At 54.5% G+C, this 14880-nt stretch carries 20 protein-coding genes; 7 read left to right on the top strand and 13 right to left on the bottom strand.

All coding sequences use genetic code 11. The features are described from left to right. Positions 1 to 13 precede the first annotated feature (13 nt). From oppC to oppF, 3 genes are read left to right on the top strand one after another with little or no spacing between them, the layout of a single operon-like run. Entirely contained in the window at positions 14 to 922 is a 909-nt protein-coding gene (gene oppC / locus NIM72_RS03685; RefSeq protein WP_161733977.1) for an oligopeptide ABC transporter permease OppC, read from the top strand. A gap of 11 nt (positions 923 to 933) precedes the next feature. Further along, positions 934 to 1947 (top strand): ABC transporter ATP-binding protein, encoded by a 1014-nt coding sequence (locus tag NIM72_RS03680; RefSeq protein ID WP_161733975.1) that lies wholly within the window; start codon positions 934 to 936, stop codon positions 1945 to 1947. Next, the gene (oppF, locus tag NIM72_RS03675) at positions 1944 to 2945 is read left to right on the top strand and encodes a murein tripeptide/oligopeptide ABC transporter ATP binding protein OppF (RefSeq protein WP_161733973.1); all 1002 of its coding nucleotides are present in this window, start codon (positions 1944 to 1946) and stop codon (positions 2943 to 2945) included. The genes NIM72_RS03680 and oppF overlap by 4 nt, the downstream gene beginning before the upstream one ends. 43 nt (positions 2946 to 2988) lie before the next feature. On the opposite strand, the gene NIM72_RS03670 is transcribed toward oppF, so the two are convergent. Together NIM72_RS03670 and cls are read right to left on the bottom strand one after the other, a co-directional pair. Beyond that, positions 2989 to 3312 (bottom strand): HI1450 family dsDNA-mimic protein, encoded by a 324-nt coding sequence (locus NIM72_RS03670; protein ID WP_003853921.1) that lies wholly within the window; start codon positions 3310 to 3312, stop codon positions 2989 to 2991. 45 nt (positions 3313 to 3357) lie between these two features. Beyond that, positions 3358 to 4818, bottom strand: a complete 1461-nt coding sequence (gene cls / locus NIM72_RS03665; protein ID WP_253418766.1) for a cardiolipin synthase — start codon at positions 4816 to 4818, stop codon at positions 3358 to 3360. A 170-nt stretch (positions 4819 to 4988) separates the two neighbouring features. On the opposite strand from cls, the gene NIM72_RS03660 reads away from it, so the two are divergent. After that, positions 4989 to 5162: a YciY family protein gene (locus NIM72_RS03660; protein ID WP_095707117.1), complete on the top strand. Its 174-nt coding sequence runs from the start codon at positions 4989 to 4991 to the stop codon at positions 5160 to 5162. 22 nt (positions 5163 to 5184) lie between these two features. Here NIM72_RS03660 and NIM72_RS03655 read toward each other — a convergent pair whose 3' ends face one another. After that, positions 5185 to 5502, bottom strand: a complete 318-nt coding sequence (locus NIM72_RS03655) for a hypothetical protein (protein ID WP_161733971.1) — start codon at positions 5500 to 5502, stop codon at positions 5185 to 5187. 345 nt (positions 5503 to 5847) lie between these two features. Between NIM72_RS03655 and ycgZ the strand changes: the two genes are divergently transcribed. Next, on the top strand, positions 5848 to 6090 hold the full coding sequence (gene ycgZ / locus NIM72_RS03650; protein WP_253418763.1) for a regulatory protein YcgZ: 243 nt from the start codon (positions 5848 to 5850) through the stop codon (positions 6088 to 6090). 199 nt (positions 6091 to 6289) lie between these two features. Here the strand turns inward: ycgZ and NIM72_RS03645 are convergent, their stop codons facing one another. Then, entirely contained in the window at positions 6290 to 6475 is a 186-nt protein-coding gene (locus NIM72_RS03645; protein WP_253418760.1) for a hypothetical protein, read from the bottom strand. Positions 6476 to 6551: 76 nt separating this feature from the next. Continuing rightward, entirely contained in the window at positions 6552 to 6848 is a 297-nt protein-coding gene (locus NIM72_RS03640) for a YciI family protein (protein WP_003853909.1), read from the bottom strand. Positions 6849 to 7045: 197 nt separating this feature from the next. Between NIM72_RS03640 and tonB the strand changes: the two genes are divergently transcribed. Continuing rightward, positions 7046 to 7795: a TonB system transport protein TonB gene (gene tonB / locus NIM72_RS03635; RefSeq protein ID WP_161733965.1), complete on the top strand. Its 750-nt coding sequence runs from the start codon at positions 7046 to 7048 to the stop codon at positions 7793 to 7795. Between the two features lie 36 nt (positions 7796 to 7831). On the opposite strand, the gene yciA is transcribed toward tonB, so the two are convergent. The 4 genes from yciA to NIM72_RS03615 are packed head-to-tail and all read right to left on the bottom strand — an operon-like array spanning position 7832 to position 10082. Then, positions 7832 to 8254, bottom strand: a complete 423-nt coding sequence (gene yciA / locus NIM72_RS03630) for an acyl-CoA thioester hydrolase YciA (protein WP_161733963.1) — start codon at positions 8252 to 8254, stop codon at positions 7832 to 7834. A gap of 58 nt (positions 8255 to 8312) precedes the next feature. Beyond that, on the bottom strand, positions 8313 to 8852 hold the full coding sequence (locus NIM72_RS03625) for a septation protein A (protein WP_161733961.1): 540 nt from the start codon (positions 8850 to 8852) through the stop codon (positions 8313 to 8315). A gap of 51 nt (positions 8853 to 8903) precedes the next feature. After that, positions 8904 to 9638 carry a YciC family protein gene (locus NIM72_RS03620; RefSeq protein ID WP_222925409.1) on the bottom strand — a complete coding sequence of 245 codons (735 nt, stop codon included), beginning with the start codon at positions 9636 to 9638 and terminating at the stop codon, positions 8904 to 8906. A gap of 27 nt (positions 9639 to 9665) precedes the next feature. Then, positions 9666 to 10082: a YkgJ family cysteine cluster protein gene (locus tag NIM72_RS03615; protein ID WP_161736509.1), complete on the bottom strand. Its 417-nt coding sequence runs from the start codon at positions 10080 to 10082 to the stop codon at positions 9666 to 9668. A gap of 254 nt (positions 10083 to 10336) precedes the next feature. Here NIM72_RS03615 and ompW point away from each other — a divergent pair, with 254 nt between their 5' ends. Next, positions 10337 to 10969: an outer membrane protein OmpW gene (gene ompW / locus NIM72_RS03610; protein ID WP_237566755.1), complete on the top strand. Its 633-nt coding sequence runs from the start codon at positions 10337 to 10339 to the stop codon at positions 10967 to 10969. A 46-nt stretch (positions 10970 to 11015) separates the two neighbouring features. Here ompW and NIM72_RS03605 read toward each other — a convergent pair whose 3' ends face one another. The 4 genes from NIM72_RS03605 to trpCF form a co-directional block, all read right to left on the bottom strand. Then, positions 11016 to 11330 carry a BON domain-containing protein gene (locus NIM72_RS03605; protein WP_009089937.1) on the bottom strand — a complete coding sequence of 105 codons (315 nt, stop codon included), beginning with the start codon at positions 11328 to 11330 and terminating at the stop codon, positions 11016 to 11018. A gap of 149 nt (positions 11331 to 11479) precedes the next feature. Beyond that, positions 11480 to 12283: a tryptophan synthase subunit alpha gene (gene trpA / locus NIM72_RS03600; RefSeq protein WP_161736508.1), complete on the bottom strand. Its 804-nt coding sequence runs from the start codon at positions 12281 to 12283 to the stop codon at positions 11480 to 11482. After that, complete coding sequence (trpB, locus tag NIM72_RS03595) at positions 12283 to 13473, bottom strand: tryptophan synthase subunit beta (RefSeq protein WP_161736507.1); 1191 nt, start codon at positions 13471 to 13473, stop codon at positions 12283 to 12285. The genes trpA and trpB overlap by 1 nt, the downstream gene beginning before the upstream one ends. 45 nt (positions 13474 to 13518) lie before the next feature. Then, complete coding sequence (gene trpCF, locus NIM72_RS03590; RefSeq protein WP_161736506.1) at positions 13519 to 14880, bottom strand: bifunctional indole-3-glycerol-phosphate synthase TrpC/phosphoribosylanthranilate isomerase TrpF; 1362 nt, start codon at positions 14878 to 14880, stop codon at positions 13519 to 13521.

Raw genomic sequence — 14880 nt, 5'->3', positions numbered from 1 at the left:
TGCGGAGTTCGCCATGATGTTAAGTAAGAAAAACAGCGAAGCTCTTGATGCGTTCAGTGAGAAGCTGGAAGTAGAAGGGCGCAGTCTCTGGCAGGACGCGCGTCGTCGTTTTATCCATAACCGGGCGGCCTTAATCAGCCTGCTGGTGCTGCTGGTGATTACCCTGTTCGTGATCTTTGCGCCGATGATGGCGCAGTTCACCTACGACGATACCGACTGGGCCATGATGTCCTCGCCGCCGGATACCACTTCCGGCCACTGGTTCGGCACTGACTCATCGGGTCGTGACCTGCTGGTGCGCGTGGCGATTGGTGGCCGTATCTCCCTGATGGTGGGTGTGGCCTCAGCGCTGATCGCGGTGATCGTGGGCACACTTTATGGTTCGATTGCTGGCTATCTCGGCGGCAAAACGGACTCGGTGATGATGCGTATTCTGGAAATCCTTAACTCTTTCCCGTTTATGTTCTTCGTCATCCTGCTGGTGACCTTCTTTGGTCGTAATATCCTGCTGATTTTTGCCGCTATCGGCATGGTTTCATGGCTGGATATGGCGCGTATTGTGCGCGGCCAGACGCTGAGCCTGAAGCGTAAAGAGTTTATCGAAGCGGCCCATGTCGGCGGGGTATCAACCTGGAAAATCGTGGTGCGCCACATCGTGCCAAACGTGCTGGGCGTGGTGGTGGTTTACGCCTCGCTGCTGGTGCCAAGCATGATCCTGTTTGAATCCTTCCTGAGCTTCCTCGGTCTGGGTACGCAGGAGCCTTTGAGCAGCTGGGGCGCACTGCTCAGCGACGGCGCCAACTCGATGGAAGTCTCACCCTGGCTGCTGCTCTATCCAGCGGGCTTCCTGGTGGTTACGCTGTTCTGTTTCAACTTTATCGGCGATGGCCTGCGTGATGCCCTCGACCCGAAAGATCGTTAAGGAGTTTCCCGATGACTATTCATGAATTTCAGCCAGCAATGGCGGCCCGCGCGGGAAGCGAACAGCTACTTACGGTCAAAGATTTACGCGTGACCTTTGGCACGCACGATGGGGATGTGACCGCCGTTAATGACCTCAACTTCTCGCTGCGCGCCGGTGAGACGCTGGGCATTGTTGGCGAGTCCGGTTCCGGCAAATCACAGACGGCCTTTGCCCTGATGGGGTTGCTGGCAAAAAATGGCCGCATTGGCGGCTCGGCGATGTTCAACGGCAAAGAGATCCTGAACCTGCCTGAGAACCAGCTTAATAAACTGCGCGCCGAACAGATTGCAATGATCTTCCAGGACCCGATGACGTCGCTGAACCCCTATATGCGGGTGGGCGAGCAGCTGATGGAAGTGCTCAAGCTACACAAAGGGATGAACAGCGCACAGGCGTTTGAAGAGTCAGTGAGAATGCTGGACGCGGTGAAAATGCCGGAAGCACGTAAACGCATGAAGATGTACCCGCATGAGTTCTCCGGCGGGATGCGTCAGCGCGTGATGATTGCCATGGCGCTGCTGTGCCGGCCAAAACTGCTGATTGCCGATGAACCGACCACGGCGCTGGATGTGACGGTGCAGGCGCAGATCATGACGTTGCTCAACGATCTGAAGCGTGAATTCAACACCGCTATAATCATGATCACCCACGATCTCGGCGTGGTGGCCGGGATCTGCGATAAGGTGCTGGTGATGTATGCCGGACGCACCATGGAGTATGGCCGCGCTCGCGATGTCTTTTATCAGCCTGCGCACCCTTACTCAATTGGTCTGCTGAATGCAGTGCCGCGCCTGGATGCGGAGGGCGAGAGCCTGACCACCATTCCGGGCAATCCACCCAACCTGCTGCGGCTGCCGCAGGGCTGTCCGTTCCAGCCGCGTTGTCCGCACGCAATGGATATCTGCACCCAGGCTCCGCCGCTGGAGCCGTTTGGCGAAGGCCGTCTGCGTGCCTGCTTTAAGCCGGTGGAGGAGTTAGTATGAGCACCGTAGCTGAAAAAAGAGTGTTACTGGAAATCGCCGACCTCAAAGTCCATTTTGATATCAAAGATGGCAAGCAATGGTTCTGGCAGCCGTCAAAAACCCTGAAGGCAGTGGATGGCGTCAGCCTGCGCCTTTATGAGGGAGAAACGCTGGGCGTGGTAGGCGAGTCTGGCTGCGGCAAATCGACACTGGCACGCGCCATTATCGGTCTGGTTAAAGCCACGGAAGGTCGGGTGGCCTGGTTAGGCCGCGATCTGCTCGGTCAGAGTGAAGAGGAGTGGCGCAAGGCGCGCAGCGATATCCAGATGATTTTCCAGGATCCGCTGGCGTCGCTGAACCCGCGTATGACCATCGGCGATATCATCGCCGAGCCACTGCGCACCTACCATCCAAAAATGGCGCGGCAGGAAGTGAAAGACCGCGTCAAAAATATGATGATGAAAGTGGGGCTGCTGCCCAACCTGATTAACCGCTACCCGCATGAGTTTTCGGGCGGTCAGTGTCAGCGTATCGGTATCGCCCGTGCGCTGATTCTGGAGCCGAAGCTGATCATCTGCGATGAACCGGTCTCGGCGCTGGATGTTTCGATTCAGGCGCAGGTGGTGAATCTGCTGCAACAGTTACAGCGTGAGATGGGGCTGTCGCTAATCTTCATTGCCCACGACCTGGCTGTGGTGAAGCATATCTCTGATCGGGTGCTGGTGATGTATCTGGGGCATGCGGTGGAGCTGGGTACCTACAGCGAGGTCTACAGCAATCCGCAGCATCCTTACACCCGTGCGCTGATGTCTGCCGTGCCGATCCCCGATCCTGATCTGGAAAAGAATAAGCAGATTCAGTTGCTGGAAGGGGAGTTGCCGTCGCCGATTAATCCGCCGTCAGGCTGCGTATTCCGCACCCGCTGTCCGATTGCCGGGCCGGAGTGTGCGAAAACCCGGCCGCTGCTGGAAGGCAGTTTCCACCATGCGGTCTCTTGCCTCAAGGTCGATCCGCTCTAAAGCAAAACGCCGGGCATGTGCCCGGCGTTTTCTTATCTGATGCTTACTCGCGCCACAGGATATGACAGAGCTTGTGATCTTTCTCGCGGCACAGCAGCACGCGGGCAAAGACATCAGTGATTGGCTCACCATCCGCTTCACCCAGCCCGATGACTACCTCGGCGAAAAAGTCCGGGTTCAGATCAAAATCGACATGGTCTTTCCAGTCTTCAGAGGGATCAAACAGCTCTGCGCCACCGCGCTCTTCGAACTGAAGATTGAAGAGAATGACGTCTGCCGGGTCGAGATTGTCGACGGCCAGTTCGAGAAAAATATCGTAGGCCTGTTCCAGCGTTTCATCTTCGGTAAGGCGATTATTCAAATCCATAGTCTGTCCTGTCGGCCTGCGGCCATTTACACAATCTGGCTCGTTTTACAGTAAAGGACTGAAGAAGTAAAACAGTCGTTCGACGATGCGCTGCCACCAGGCACGTTTTGCCCAGCGCTTACCGTCCAGCAGGCGGGAGCGGGCAATGTAGTCATCCTGCACACAGGCGAGATCGCTGCCAAATCCTGCATCATCCACCACCAGCGTCACTTCAAAATTCAGCCATAAACTGCGCATATCAAGGTTAACGGTTCCCACCAGACTCAGCTGTCCGTCGACCAGCACGCTTTTAGTGTGCAGCAGACCATCTTCAAACTGATAGATTTTCACGCCCGCTTCCAGCAGTTCGCTGAAGAAGGAGCGGCTGGCCCAGCCGACCAGCAGGGAGTCGTTGTGGCGCGGCACAATCACGCTGACACTCACGCCACGCTGCGCAGCGGTACAGATAGCATGCAGCAGATCGTCGCTGGGCACTAAGTAGGGTGTGGTCATAATCAGCTGTTCACGCGCTGAATAAACCGCGGTCAGCAGCGCCTGATGGATCATATCTTCCGGGAAGCCAGGTCCGGAGGCGATCACCTGCACGGTGTGGCCGCTCTCCTGCTCAAACGGCATGATGTTGCGATCGGGCGGTGGGGGAAGAATGCGTTTACCGGTCTCAATCTCCCAGTCACAGCTGAACACAATGCCCATCGCGGTCGCAACCGGGCCTTCCATACGCGCCATCAGGTCAATCCACTGGCCTACACCCGCGCTCTGTTTAAAGAAGCGTGGATCCACCAGGTTCATGCTGCCGGTATAGGCAATGTAATTATCAATCAGAACGATTTTGCGATGCTGACGCAAATCCATTCGCCGCAGGAAGACGCGCAGCAGGCTGACCTGCAAGGCCTCCACGACGTCGATACCGGCATTGCGCATCATGCCGACCCATGGGCTGCGGAAAAAGTTGACGCTGCCTGCGGAGTCGAGCAGCAGTCGGCAATGAACGCCACGGCGTGATGCGGCGATTAGCGATTCGGCGACTTCATCCGCCAGGCCGCCGGGATGCCAGATGTAAAACACCATCTCAATGTTATGACGGGCCAGCTGGATATCACGAATCAGCGCCTGCATGACGTCGTCGGCGCTGGTGAGCAACTGAAGCTGATTGCCCTTAACCCCGGCAATGCCCTGACGATGGTAGCAAAGCTCAAACAGTGAACGGGCAACGTCACTGTGCTCGGTGGCAAAAATTTCACGGCACTGTTTCAGGTCGTTGAGCCAGCGTGCGGTCGACGGCCACATAGTGCGGGCGCGCTCCGCGCGACGTTTGCCCAGATGCAGTTCGCCAAACGAGAGATAAGCGATAATACCCACCAGCGGCAGAATATAGATAACCAGCAGCCATGCCATCGCCGAGGTTACGGCCCGGCGCTTCATTAATACACGCAGCGTAACCCCGGCGATCAGCAGCCAGTAACCAAATACCAGCAACCAGCTGATCAGGGTATAAAAAGTGGTCATAAAGTGGACATCCCGTTCGCGCTTTCGTCTGGCAAGTTTACGTGCAGATCATCGCTAACGAAACCCTTTATCCCGGACAGTCTCGATGAGAGATCTGATTTGGCATTACGACGGAGATCTCTATAATGCCTTCGCACAGGTCTTGCATGTATGAAGTCAGAGAGGATGTGATGAAACGAAGCAGAAATGAAGTGGCGCGCTGGAGAATGTTACGTCAGGTGCATCGCCGCCGCTCCCGCTGGCTGGAAGGGCAGTCGCGGCGTTACAAGCGTATCCATTGCATTCGCCATCAACTGGCACAGCAGCAACGTCGCTCGATCCTGTTTATTACGCAGTTAGTTTAGGTTATATCGGCAGCAGCCCTGCTCAGGCTTCAAAAAATCCCGACTCTGCCATGACTCGTCGCGCTATAGCATGCTCCTGACGCGACGCACCCCGGTCACTGACTTCGCGCATGAGGCACTCCATCGTGCTGCCCAGCGCCGCTGGTCTGCGATACCCCGTCCGATCGTACCATTCGTAAGACCATTTTCCCGATTTACGCTGGTAATAGAGGGTCAGCCATGCAGAGCAATTTGCAGGATAACCACTCATGACTTCGATTTTCGGATCAATAATCGCCACAATTCGGGATAACAGTGGCTCGATCAGAGTAAGTGACTGGCCGGGATAGGTTTTATTCATAATTTGCCCGCGATTACGCTGTGCTTCCATTCAGAGGTTTAACTCACAAAAGCTAAATGTAGACAGCTCTGCCAGATAATTCCTCCCGACGGCTAAAAAAATGACACAGAGATCATTTTTTAAAGCTAAACAGGCTATCTCAAGGTGTAATTTAAGAGGTGTACAGCCGCTGACGTTAAACCTGTACAACTTTACATTTTTGCAAGTCACTGTTCCTAAATGATTTATTCATTTAATCAGCAGGCACGGCGAAATTTTGAGTTAAATATCTGTACAGTTAAGGGGTTGTTGTATAACTTTACCGTATCGGTTACTAACTTTTAATGAATCCTATGAGGGCCAACCATGCAGACTAACGTTCGTATTCCCGCTTCAGTATCTGACCTCTCCGCTTATTTACACAGTGCTGCACAGCCTTCACAGCAGGCCATTCTGGGGTCTGTCGTGACGGAAATCATCGCTTCTGGCCGTAGCCTGAACCGTAAAGCGATTTGCTCAAAGCTGATCAGCCGTTTACAGCATGTCACCAGCCAGGAAGAAGAGCAGCACTATCATGCGCTGATTGGTCTGATTCTGGACAGGGGTTAATTCAACGCCACTATGCCAGTGAGTGACGGGAAAACAAAGCGGGCTAACTTAACGAGCAGGCCCGCTTAGCCATAAATAAGCTCTTAACGGTCAGGCGGAGAGCGTCGCGTTCAGCCGTATGGGCAGAGGAGTAATGCAGTACGAAAGCTTTTTCTGACAGGGGTATTTACGCTGATATCGCAATAAGCTGCATGAATAATTAACCCGAAAGACGTTGTGACGTCATCATCAGCGTTACATTCACCAACTGCAGTGCTGCCGCCAGCACGATCAGCATCACAATCCACTGCTTTTTACTACGCCAGCCCTCTGTTCGCCAGAGGTATAGCGCACCGCCAATCAGTAAAGCGATAATTGCCAGTAGCCCCAGAATGATTATCTGCATCTTTCCTCTCTGAATATTCAAAACAAAAATGGCGTCTGTGCCAGGCACAGACGCCATTTTGACTGCAGATACGTTATCAGAAGACGCGTTTAAACGGCTTAACCGAGACCTGTTTATAGACGCCCGCCGCAAAGTAAGGATCATCCTGGGCCCATGACTGTGCGGCTTCTAAGGACGGAAACTCAGCAATAACGGTTGAGCCAGTGAAGCCCGCCACGCCGGGATCGTTGCTATCCACAGCAGGCATTGGGCCTGCGATGATCAGGCGTCCCTCCTCCTGCAGCAGTTTGAGCCTCGCCAAGTGGGCAGGGCGCACGGCGTTACGTTTTTCCAGTGACTCTGCAGTATCTTCTGCATAAATGACGTAAAGCACTAAGGAACTCCTGGTTATCAGAATTTTGCAACACGTTAAGGGATTGACGATTAGAGTGCAAACGAAACCTGTGGGCGGCTAATGGCTCAGCATAAAGGGCTAAAAAGCGCTTTTCTTCAGGCCGGATGGCGGGAGTTATTGAAACTGATTGCTATTTGCATTTAAAATCGCTGCTCTATTCAATCACTGCGACTGTTATGACCACGCTGACTATGCCATTTCCTAAACGCACGCCTGTCTCCATGTTGTTGTCTGTTGCTCTGCATGGAGTCGTGATTGCCGGAATTCTTTATGCTTCATTCCAGCAGGTGATTGAGGTGCCCAAAGCATCGCAGCCCATCAGCGTTACCATGGTCGCGCCCGAAGTCCAGCCCGAGCCAGCACCGGCTATCGCAGAGCCGCCTGCGCCACAACCTGAACCGCAGCCTGAACCGGAGCCACAGCCAGTGCCGGAACCGCCAAAAGCGGAGCCGGTACCCCTTCCGAAACCTGAACCGAAGCCTAAGCCTAAGCCTAAACCAAAGCCGGAACACAAACGGGAGCAGCCAAAACGCGAGGTGAAGCCGCGTCAGGAGAGCAAACCGAAGGCCGACCCGTTTAAGCAGGAAGCCCCGGCGACGCAAAACAAACCGACCACGGCGCCAAAATCTACACCGTCACCTGGCTCATCGGCCTCAACTGGCCCTAAGGCACTGAGCGTGAGTAAGCCTGGCTATCCTCAGCGTGCTTTTGCATTGCGGGTAGAAGGACGTGTAAGGGTGAAGTTTGATGTGGACAGCGACGGACGGGTAGATAACATCCAGATTCTCTCTGCTGAACCGCGCAATATGTTTGAGCGGGGCGTTAAGCAGGCGATGAAAACCTGGCGCTATGAGAAAGGAAAGCCAGGACAGGGTCTTACCATGAATATCGTGTTTAAAATTAATGGTGGTGCCAGCATTGAATAAGGTACCGGGTCAGGCAGACGCCGCCTGACCCGTCACTTATCCAGCAGGCTGCTGATTGGCGCGACCGGCTGGCAGAGGACGGGAATTGCCCGCATTGTCGACCGCCACATAAATAAACACCGCTTCCGTCGCAATGTAAGTTTGTCCAATCGGCTCAGACGACACTTTTTTGATCCACACTTCCACATTAATCGTCATGGAACTGTTGCCGGTACGAAGACAGCTCGCATGGCAGCTCACCACATCGCCCACCGCGACGGGCTTCATAAATGACATGCCGTCGACGCGAACCGTCACCACGCGTCCTTCAGCGATCTCTTTCGCCAGGATAGCGCCACCCATATCCATCTGTGACATCAGCCAGCCACCAAAAATATCGCCGTTGGCGTTGGTGTCTGCTGGCATGGCGAGCGTACGCAGCACCATTTCGCCTTTCGGCAATTTATGTTTTTCGCCCATTGCTTCCACTTCTATGCAGGTGAATGCTAAAAAAATGCCCGGCGGACCGGGCAGATGATTATTTTTGTTCCTGCTGCGGCATCTGTCGCCAGATGTAAAGCCCGCTGAGCAGGGTAAACAGTAAGGTCAGACCGGAGAGACCGAACACTTTAAAGTTAACCCAAAACGCCTGAGATAACCAAAAGGCGACATAGATGTTTACCAGGCCGCAGATGAAGAAGAATAGCGCCCAGGCAACGTTGAGCCGACGCCAGACCGCATCGGGCAGGTGTAACTCTTTGCCCAGCATGCGCTGAATCAGCGTCTGCTCCATAAACCACTGGCTGTAGAGCAGGGCGGCGGCAAACAGGCTGTAGATCACCGTGACTTTCCACTTAATGAACTCATCGTTGTGGAACACCAGCGTCAGGGTGCCAAAAACCGCCACCAGCACAAAGGTGAAAATCGTCATCTTTTCCAGCTTGCGATAGAGCACCCAGCTGACAACCAGCGCCAGGCCGGTAGCCACGATCAGCGCGCCCGAGGCGACAAAAATGTCATACAGCTTATAGAAGATGAAAAAGACCACCAGGGGGAGAAAGTCGAGTAGCTGCTTCATAGTTTTTCCATTCAGAGTTGGCTGCGAATGTGCCCGAAGGCACACCGCCAATCAACGTAACAGCATATAGAGCCGATAAAGATAGATAATCAACATCGCTGAAACCACATTGCCAGCCGCGGTAAAAATCACCGACGAGACATTGAGGGGTAATACCGTCAGCGATGAGAAGAAAAGCATCACAATGACTTTAGCCAGCAGCCAGAGCAAAATCGCCGGGGCGATCAGCCTGACATTCTTCCACGCCATCCGCATACTGGCGCGCATGGCGGCAAAGACACCCATCTTCTCACTCGCCACCATCACCGGCGCCAGCGACAGCAGGATCGTCAGCAGAATGCCTGGCACGACCAGCACCATAAAGCCCAGCTGCGCGACCAGCGTCATCAGGAAGGTGAGCAGCAGCAGCTTTGGCAGCAGCGGTGCTGAGGCACCAATGGCCCGCAACGCACTGACACGCTGGCCGGAAGAGACCATCGGGATCAGATAGAGCATACCGCCAAGCAGCAGGGTATTCCCCATCAGCGCGGCAAAAGTGCTGGCCGCTGAGGCGCGCAGCAGTACCTGTTGCTGTTCCGGTGACATATTCTGCACCATCTCAAATAATGAACTGGCGCTGTCATCGCCCTGCTGCAGGATGGCCATCTGATCGGCACCAGGCGTCAGCACATGCACCAGCATGACGGTGACAAACGCGGCCAGCAGCGACATCAACAGCACCGTAGCCAGTTGATGGCGCGCGAAATTTCCTGTGTCACGGTATAACGAGCTTGCCGTGATAGACATGTACACTCCTTGGAGGAACCGGGTTAATTAACCCGGCGATTGTACATGTTCTGGCAGCTCTGGGGCACCCGGCAGGGCATAACTTTCTGTAATATGAGGTAAAGAGGGCGCAAAAAGGGCAGGAAGGCCATAACGCGCGCGGGCGCGATCGCAGGCTTCATTATGGATACCTGCTTCACCCGACATTGAAAACTCCCGACAGGGCGTCGGACGTTGTTCATAAATGCCGCAGGAAACGCAGCCGCCAATGTCGCCCTGCAGGGCGACGCAGCGGGGCGCACGATCGTTGGTACCCCGCATGTTGCGCATTAACAGGCCTAAAGGCTCCGTTAATTCAGTGGGAACCAGACCGCCCGCATCATCGGCTTCAGCCCAGTAAAATGAGACGCGGAAATGGGCGCAGCAGGCGCCACAGCTGACACAAGGGTTAGAGAGCTCACTCATTTGATCACCCGCCCCTCCCAGGGCATCGAACCAAAATCAACAATGAAGATAAGCAACATAGGGCCAGCGAAATTATTCAGCAAGCGGAATTTGCATGCTGCTGACAGCGCCGAAATTGATCTAAATCAATTCATTGTTTTTTAAGCAATTTATCTCAGGGGTACTGAGTGCAATTTTCTGTAAATCGCGTTAAATAATTGCCAGCAAAAAAAGCGATTCCGTTCGCGACATTAACATTAAGCAAAGGAGTGATAATGAAACTGGCAAAATGCGCGATGCTGCTGGCCCTGGCCCTGCCTCAACTGGCGATGGCCCACGAAGCAGGCGACTTCTTTATGCGTGCCGGCAGCGCTACCGTCCGGCCGACTGAGGGTTCCGATAATGTGTTAGGAATGGGCGAGTTCAGCGCCACTAATGACACACAACTCGGCCTGACCTTCACGTACATGGCAACAGACAATATTGGTGTTGAGTTACTGGCCGCCACGCCTTTCCGTCACAAAGTGGGTCTTGGCCCGACGGGTACGCTGGCTACCGTTCGCCAGTTACCGCCGACGCTGATGGCGCAGTACTATTTCTTTGACAGCAAAAGCAAAGCGCGCCCTTACGTTGGCGTGGGGATCAACTACACCACCTTTTATGATGCCGATTTCAACCAGACGGGCCGCGATGCGGGCCTGACCGATCTCAGCGTGAAGGACTCCTGGGGTGTGGCGGGTCAGGTCGGTCTGGATTATCAGATTAACCGTGACTGGATGCTGAATGCATCAGTGTGGTACATGGATATTGATACGGAAGTGAAGTTTAAAGCAGGAGGCGAGCAGCAGAATATCAATATGCGCATCGATCCCTGGGTCTTCTTCTTCGGAGCGGGTTACCGTTTCTGATGAGAAAAAGGCCGCTGAATCAGCGGCCTTTTTTTCTGTTACGACGTTATTTGATCTGCATATTGTTGACGACTGACTTCACGCCCGGCACGCTACGCGTAACCTGAACGGCACGATTCGCCATCTGTGGTGATGAAACAAAACCGCTCAGCTGAACTTTACCTTTGAAGGTTTCTACGTTGATTTCAGTCGATTTCAGCGAGTCATCTTTCAGCAGTTCACCTTTCACTTTTGTGGTCACCACGGTGTCATCAATATAGCCACCGGTTCCCTCTTTGGTTGCGGTTGGCGCACAGGCGCTCAGTGTCAGCGCAACCACGCCCGCCAGTACAGCACCTGTCAGCAGTTTAACGAATTTCATTGCTCTCTCTCCCTGTCACAAAATGGATGCGACGTTACCGTAACGGCGCATTGTCATTGTGGTGCAGATTTTGCAAAAAGGGCAAATAGCGGAATGAAAAAAAAGGAAAGAAATCATGCCTTATCGCGCGATAAGGCATGATGGCAGGATTAACGGCTGGCGGCCTTGAGGCGGCTGACAAAATTCTTCAGTTCACTCAGCATGACCTCAGGCTCTGCATGGTGTTTTTCAATGATTCTGACAATCGCAGATCCGGAGATAGCACCCGCTGCACCGGCAGCGATCGCTTCTTTCACCTGTTCCGGTTCTGAAATACCAAAGCCCTGCAGCGGCGGCGCGGCGTGGTATTCACGCAGCTTGTCGATCAGGTGCTGCAACGGCAGGCTGGCACGGTTTTCAGCACCGGTCACACCCGCGCGTGACAGCAGGTAGGTGTAACCCCGTCCGTGTGACGCGATCTCGCGCAGCAGCTCATCGCTGGCGTTAGGCGGACAGATAAAGATAGGTGCTATGCCATGACGCAGCGCCGCCTGACGGAAGGGTGCAGACTCTTCAACCGGCACATCCGCAACCAGCACCGAATCCACACCGGCTTCAGCACAACGGGCATAGAACGCATCCACGCCGTTGGTGAAAACCAGGTTAGCGTACATCAGCAAGCCAATCGGCAGATCCGGGTATTTACGGCGGATAGTCGCCAGCATTTCAAAACACTGGCTGGTGTTGGTACCCGCCGCAAAGGCGCGCAGCGTGGCGTTCTGAATGGTCGGGCCATCTGCCAGCGGATCGGAGAAGGGAATACCCAGCTCCAGTGCATCCGCGCCACCTTCCACCAGCGCGTCAATCACGCGCAATGAAAGCTCCGGAGAGGGATCGCCCAGCGTAACGAAAGGAACGAAAGCGCCTTCGTTATTCGCTGACAGCCGCGTAAACAGTTGATTGTAACGTTCCATCAGATTTCTCCCTGCGCTGTCAGAATGTCATGAACGGTGAAAATATCTTTGTCGCCGCGGCCAGAGAGGTTGACCACGATCAACTGCTCTTTTTCTGGTTCAGCGTGAATCATCTTCAGGGCATGCGCCAGAGCATGAGAAGACTCCAGCGCCGGAATAATCCCTTCCGCACGGCACAGCTGTTTAAAGGCGTCCATCGCTTCATTATCGGTAATGGAGACATACTCCGCGCGACCAATGCTGTTCAGATGCGCATGCTGCGGACCCACTGACGGGAAGTCGAGGCCGGCAGAGATTGAATAAGACTCCTCAATCTGGCCATCGTGGGTCTGCATCATCGGCGATTTCATACCGAAGTAGATGCCGACGCGACCATGTTTGAGCGGTGCGCCATGCTCGCCGGTTTCAATGCCGTGACCGGCGGGCTCCACGCCGATCAGCTTCACGCTGGTCTCATCGATGAAGTCGGCAAACATCCCGATGGCATTTGAACCGCCGCCTACGCAGGCGAGGATCGCGTCAGGCAGGCGGCCTTCTCTTTCCAGAATCTGCTTTTTGGTCTCTTCACCAATCATGCGCTGGAACTCACGCACGATAGTCGGGAAGGGATGGGGACCCGCCGCGGTGCCGAGCATATAGTGTGAAGTCTCATAGCTGCCAGACCAGTCACGCAGCGCTTCGTTACAGGCATCTTTCAGCGTGGCGGAGCCGCTGTGAACCGGGATCACTTCTGCACCCATCAGACGCATACGAAACACGTTAGGAGACTGACGTTCGACATCTTTCGCACCCATATAGATGCGGCACTTCATGCCCAGCAGCGCACAGGCCAGCGCGGAAGCGACACCGTGCTGACCGGCACCGGTCTCGGCAATGATTTCGTTTTTGCCCATACGTTTAGCTAACAATGCCTGACCCAGCACCTGGTTGGTCTTATGCGCGCCACCGTGTAGCAGATCTTCACGCTTAAGATAGAGGCGGGTTTTGGTGCCTTTCGTCAGATTTTTGCACAGCGTCAGGGCAGTAGGACGACCGGCATAGTTCTTCAGCAGGTCGGTAAACTCGGCCTGAAACTCAGGATCTTTCTGGGCGTCGACAAACGCCTCTTCCAGCTGGCGCAGGGCTGGCATCAGGATCTGCGGAACATACATTCCGCCAAATTCGCCAAAGTAGGGATTCAGTAACGTCATTTTTCTCTTCCTTTCTCGGGCCCGCCGTTGAGCAGGCCAGGCAAATCAGTAGGCACGCAGCGTCTGAAACACCGCGGCAATTTTTCGGGCATCTTTGATGCCTGGCGCGCTTTCCACACCAGAGTTGAAGTCCAGTCCGGCACAGCCCAGCTGCGCGGCTTCAACACAGTTATCCGCACTCAGGCCACCGGCCAGCAGCACATTGTCCAATGTCTGCCCCTGTAACAGCGACCAGTCAAAACACTGTCCGGTTCCGCCATCACCATTATCAAATACATAGCGGTCGACATGTGGCCAGTCGCGCGCAGGTAATGCGCCTTCAATGCGAAGTGCTTTCCAGATTTGAATCTCTGCAGGTAAGGAAGCACGCAATTCTGCCACAAATTCCGGCGTTTCATTGCCGTGAAGCTGCACTGCTGACAGCGAAATCGCACTGGCCTGAGTGACAACGTCACTGATGGAGTGGTTGCGGAAAACCCCGACGTAACGCAGCGGCGCGGCGCCAATCACATGTTGTGCCGCGGCGGTGTCAATCTGGCGCGGTGACCCTTCCGCGAAAATCAGACCGCCATAGATTGCACCGGCTTCATACGCAGCGCGGGCATCTTCGGCACGGGTCAGACCGCACACTTTATTGCTACCCAACGTAACCCGACGTACCGCACCGGTCAGGTCAGCTTCTTCCATCAGGGCAGACCCAATCAGGAAGCCGTTGGCAAAGTGGCTCAGCTCACGAATATCTGCGTAGCTGTTTATGCCTGATTCGCTGATTACGGTGACGCCGTGTGACAGGCGTGGCGCCAGCTGACGAGTGCGGTTGAGATCGATAGAGAGATCGCGCAGGTCGCGATTGTTAATTCCCACGACTTTTGCCTGCAGCGCGATAGCCCGCTCCAGTTCCTCTTCATTACTCACTTCCGTCAGGATGCCCATTTTCAGGCTGTGCGCTACGGCGGCCAGCTGACGATATTGCTCATCATCCAGCACCGACAGCATCAGCAGGATCGCATCCGCCTGGTAATAGCGGGCCAGATAGATCTGATAAGGGTCGATAATAAAATCTTTGCACAGCACCGGCTGGGTGATGGCGGCGCTGACAATCGGCAGAAAGGCGAAGTCACCCTGAAAATATTTCTCATCGGTCAGCACGGACACCGCAGAAGCATAGTGGCGGTAAACCCCGGCTATGGCGGCCGGATCGAAATCCTCGCGAATCACACCTTTTGAGGGCGACGCCTTTTTACATTCCAGGATAAACGCAGTTCTTGCACCCTGCAGCGCGTCATAGAAATGACGGCTGGCAGGTTCAATGCTGTTCTGAAAGGTGGAGAGAGGCTGCTGCTGCTGACGGGCTTCCACCCAAATCGCTTTGTCCTGAACAATTTTTTCTAACACGGTGCCTTTCAT

The sequence above is a fragment of the Pantoea sp. B550 genome (genome assembly GCF_024158165.1).
Lineage (GTDB): Bacteria > Pseudomonadota > Gammaproteobacteria > Enterobacterales > Enterobacteriaceae > Pantoea > Pantoea alfalfae.
The sequence above is the reverse complement of the archived record's forward strand: the minus strand, read 5'-3'. Positions and strand labels throughout refer to the sequence as shown.